This is a genomic window from Intestinibacter sp., assembly GCF_051866655.1.
Classification (GTDB): Bacteria; Bacillota; Clostridia; order Peptostreptococcales; family Peptostreptococcaceae; genus Intestinibacter.
Genome location: NZ_JBJDXL010000263.1, coordinates 1 through 4,759, shown reverse-complemented (window position 1 = coordinate 4,759; position 4,759 = coordinate 1). Strand labels below are relative to the sequence as shown.

Annotated in this window: 6 protein-coding genes; all 6 read right to left on the bottom strand. The window is 32.2% G+C overall.

The genetic code is table 11. From position 1 onward, the window contains the following. Window positions 1–717: stage V sporulation protein AD (locus tag ACI3VO_RS07885; RefSeq protein WP_439757385.1), on the bottom strand; the 717-nt coding region annotated here is incomplete at its 3' end. A 30-nt stretch (window positions 718–747) separates the two neighbouring features. Continuing rightward, window positions 748–1,215, bottom strand: a complete 468-nt coding sequence (spoVAC, locus tag ACI3VO_RS07880; protein WP_439757384.1) for a stage V sporulation protein AC — start codon at window positions 1,213–1,215, stop codon at window positions 748–750. A 99-nt stretch (window positions 1,216–1,314) separates the two neighbouring features. Beyond that, window positions 1,315–2,082, bottom strand: a complete 768-nt coding sequence (gene sigF, locus ACI3VO_RS07875) for an RNA polymerase sporulation sigma factor SigF (protein WP_439757383.1) — start codon at window positions 2,080–2,082, stop codon at window positions 1,315–1,317. 28 nt (window positions 2,083–2,110) lie between these two features. Then, window positions 2,111–2,539 carry an anti-sigma F factor gene (spoIIAB, locus tag ACI3VO_RS07870; protein ID WP_320624050.1) on the bottom strand — a complete coding sequence of 143 codons (429 nt, stop codon included), beginning with the start codon at window positions 2,537–2,539 and terminating at the stop codon, window positions 2,111–2,113. A 17-nt stretch (window positions 2,540–2,556) separates the two neighbouring features. Beyond that, the gene (gene spoIIAA, locus ACI3VO_RS07865) at window positions 2,557–2,889 is read right to left on the bottom strand and encodes an anti-sigma F factor antagonist (RefSeq protein ID WP_439757382.1); all 333 of its coding nucleotides are present in this window, start codon (window positions 2,887–2,889) and stop codon (window positions 2,557–2,559) included. A 229-nt stretch (window positions 2,890–3,118) separates the two neighbouring features. After that, window positions 3,119–4,759, bottom strand: a 1,641-nt coding sequence (locus ACI3VO_RS07860) for a molybdopterin-dependent oxidoreductase (RefSeq protein WP_439757381.1), incomplete at its 5' end; no start/stop codon positions are given.

Below are 4,759 nucleotides of genomic sequence, written 5' to 3'. Positions count from 1 at the left end.
ACTTCCTAAATCTCCAGTTGCAATAACATCAAATGAATTCGGATCGTCCTTAGTATCCTCAAAATAAGAGTATATAGTATCTACAGCTGCAGGAGCCATAGCTGCACCCATGTTATTGCCGTCCTCTATACCCTTGTCTACCACCTTTCCTATTGTGACGTATTTTATCCTAGGACCATTTCCACTACTCGATATAAATACACTACCTGCTCCTGTAACTGTCCATTGTGCTGTCATAGGCTTTTGGTTGCCTAGTTCTAGAGGAAATCTAAACTGTCTCTCTGCAGTACAATAATGACTAGATGTACCACATAAAGCATAATCTGCAAATCCTCCATCGACGACTATAGAACTCAAACACATACCAAGTGCCATAGTAGAGCAAGCTCCATATATCCCACAAAAAGGAATCGCTAATTCTCTAGCTGCAAATGAAGCAGGGAATATCTGATTTATCAAGTCGCCACCAAATAAAATTTCTACATCGGTTAATTTCTTCTCAGCCTTTTGTACAGCAAGCGACATCGCTGTTTGAATCATTTTGCTCTCAGCTAATTCCCATGTTTTCTCTCCATATAAATCATCCGGTAAAATTACGTCAAACTCATCTTTAAGTGGACCCTGCCCTTCCTTAGGACCTACTACAGATGCAGTGGAAATAATAGTTGGAGTATTTGCCATTTTCATAGTTCGCTTACCTATTCGTTTATTTGTCATTTGCCATTTCTCCTTTTACAATATTTATTTCTAAAATCCTACCTTAAATATGTAGTATATAAATCCAAATAAAATAGAAGATCCTACTCCATAAACTAAAACAGGTCCTGCAATTTTGAATAAATTTGCACCGACTCCTAAAACATATCCCTCTCGCTTATACTCCATCGCTGGAGATACTATAGAATTTGCAAATCCAGTTATAGGAATAATAGAACCAGCTCCTGCCCTCTTTCCAATTAAGTCATACACTCCTAGCCCAGTCAAAAATGCTCCTATGAAAATCAGTGTAATCGATGTATAGCTAGCAGCATCTTGTTTATTAAGTCCACCGATATTCATATAAGCATCGTTAATGCCTTGACCTATCATGCATATAATTCCTCCTACAATAAAAGCAAGTATATAATTCTTAACATAAGTGGGCTTTGGACTTATCTCATCTACATAATCCTTGTATTTTTTTTCATTTTGGTTTGAGTTTTTCTGTTCTGACATAAAATCAATTCCTTTCTTAAATAATCCATGAATATTATAGATTTCTCTGTATTATTGTTTGAAAAAAACAAAAAAAAATTCACATATAATCAAAAAATCCTACATTGTAATGTAGGATTTTAATTTATGTAAAACCTTTTTTTCAATTCTAGATACCTGGACTTGAGATATATTTAGCAATTTTCCTATCTCACTTTGCGTTTTATCCTCAAAGTATCTGAGCATAATAATTTGTCGTTCTCTTTTTTCTAATTTACCTAATACCTCCTTTAGAAGTATATTGTCTACTACTTTATCCTGTTCATCCTCTCCTTTCATAGCTATTTTGTCTATAAGGCATATAGGTGAGCCTTCCTCTTCATGTATAACTCCTTGTAAATATTCTACTGAAAAATTAGACTCTATAGCCATTACTACATCTTCTTTTTCGACGTTTAATTCTTCTGCTATTTCTTCTATAGTGGGATCTCTACCTAATTTTTTGCTCAATTCCTCTCCTTGCACCTTAATTTTAATTGCAAGCTGCTTAAGTGACCTAGATACCTTTACCATACCGTCATCTCTTAAATATCGTTTTATTTCTCCTAATATCATAGGTACGGCATATGTAGAAAATTTTACATTGTAACTAAGATCAAATTTATATATAGCTTTAATCAAACCTATAGATCCTAATTGAAATAAGTCATCTCTTTCATAGCCAATATTAGCAAATTTGCCGACTACACTTCTGACTAACCCGAGGTTGCTAGATATAAGCAATTCCTTAGCGTCTTCATCTCCTTTTTGAGCCTTTTGAATCAATTCTAAAGTCTCCTCATGGCTAAGTAAATGCTTTTTTTCTTCTTTTTTAGCAGTTATCCCCATAAATCAAACCTCTATTCTATATTAGAATTTATTTAGGTATTTCTATTGTTTTTGTCATTATAACTTTAGTTCCCTCTCCTACTATCGATGCTACTTGCACATCATCCATAAAGCTCTCCATAAATGAAAATCCCATACCAGATCGCTCTAGTTCTGGCTTAGATGTAAACATAGGCTGTCTAGCTTCTTCTACATCTTCAATTCCTTTGCCGTAATCTTCAATAACTATCTTTATAGTATTTTCAATCAACTCGCATCTTAAATACACAAATTGACTCTCATCCTCTTCATATCCATGAATAATCGCGTTAGTTACAGCCTCAGATACAGCAGTTTTTATGTCGGATAATTCATCTATAGTCGGATCTAATTTAGCTGCAAAAGATGCAACTATTACTCTTGCAAGGCTCTCATTCTCTGATTTTGCAGAAAACTTTACTTCCATAATATTACTCATAATGCAGTTCCCCCTTATTAAGAATTTATCGCATCTTCATATGACTTACATACGTTTATTATTTTGCCCATTCCCGATAAATTAAAAACCTTCTCTACTCTTGGATTCATATTTATTACAGATACCTTACCATGTCCATTTGCGATTTTCTTATATCGACCTATAATAACCCCTATTCCTGAAGAATCCATAAATCTTATGTTTTGAAAATCAAATATAATATTTTTTATATTTTTCCTCATTATAATTTCATCTACATTTTCTCTTATATAAGTAGATACATGATGATCTAGCTCTGTCGTTGTAAACTGAACTAATAATGTCTTATCATCTAAATAACATTTAATCACTTTGCATCCCTCCCATTTGAAGTTTACTGATAATCAATTCTATTTTTTACAAATTGATTCCTTCAATGAAATTTAGCTAGTTTTGTTTAATTCTGTCTATGGAAGATATAATAAAAAAACTAAAAAATACTATTATCATTATTTCCTTTTTTTGTATTTATATACATAAAAAAACAAAGGTATAAACAAATTTATTTCAAACTTGTTTATACCTTATAATAACAAAATTCTATAAAACTTTTTCTATCTCTACAAACGTATCATAATACGCTACTTGTCCACCAAAATCCGATATTTCGCTGTCTATTAAATAGTTTGGATTTCCATGCTTTTTCCACCAGCCTTGGTATATATTCACTACACCAGACAACATAGTTTCATCGATAATAACACGTGCATTTATTTCTCCATTATGAGATTTTACTCTAACTATATCATTTTCCTGAACCTTAATATCTTGAGCATCCTTGTCGTTTATGTAAATCTTACAAATATCCTCTTCATCCATAAAATGAGCACTCGATATTGTATTCTTATGATGCATAGTCAATAATCTAAATTTTTTAGAATCATCATTTTTATCTCTAGCATCATAGACAGGTATCGGAATAACACCATCATGCAAAGCTTCTAAGCTATAAAATTCATACTTCTTAGTTGGAGTTTCAAATTTTTTATCCTTCCAAGCTACATCTTGCTGTATATTTACGTAATTATTCTTAACAAATTCCAAATCTATATCCTTATAATATTTATCAAGAGGTTTTATTACCTTGCTTAAATATTCCTGTTTTGTTACAAATGGATAATTCTCTATATTCATTTTTTTAGCAATTTCCATAAAGAAATAATATTCGTCCATTAGCTTGTGTCTAGGCTCTACTGCACATTCATTGTAAGTCAGATACGGATTACACATAGATGAAAAAATCAAATCCTCACTTTCAAGCGTCGTACTCGTAGGTATAAATAAATCACACATCTGAGCAGTATCTGTCATAAACAAATCAAAGCAAACCTTAAATTCAATTTTTGAAAAAGCCTCCTTCAATCTATTTAAATTAGGTAATTGATTCAATAAATTACTTGTAGTCACTACAATAGCCTTTATAGGTGTACTATCTTTATCTCCTTCAGAATATTTTTCTGGCGCTTCAATAAAGTCACTTATATGGCTAACATAAAATTCCCTATTATCAGCGTATCTATAGCTATTATAAGGATCGGTATCTAAAACTGAAGGATAAATACTATTTGCATAGTTAACACCTCCTCCAGAAAATCCTATTTGACCAGTTATAGCCGCAAGTGCATTTATAGCCCTTATAGTATTTCCGCCATTTTTGTATCTTTGAAGTCCATGTCCAATTAATATTGTAGAGTATTTTTCGCAGTAAATACGAGTTATTTTTTCGACAGTTTCTATATCAGTATTGCATTCAGAAACTAAAAAATCCAAATCAAGTCTATCCAAATACGCCATATAGTGCTCAAACCCAAAAGTATAATTTTGAATGTATTCCAAATCATGCCAATTATTTTGAACGATTATCTTAGCCATCGCCATAGCAAGTGCACCATCACTAGATGGATTTATCTGAATAAATTCATCTGCTATCTTAGCCGTATCTGTGTATAAAGGATCAATTACAATTATTTTTATCCCCAATTTTTTAGCCTTTTTCAAAACCTGATATGTATGTATAGATGTATTAGCAGGATTTTTTCCCCATAAAATTATACTCTTACTGTTGTACAAATCCTCCAAAGAATTACTCAAAGCCCTACCAAAATCATAGCTTGTAGCCTTCATACCAGCATTCCAGCAAGGTCCGCCCTTTGGAATACTAGAGCCTCCATAAAAATTGAA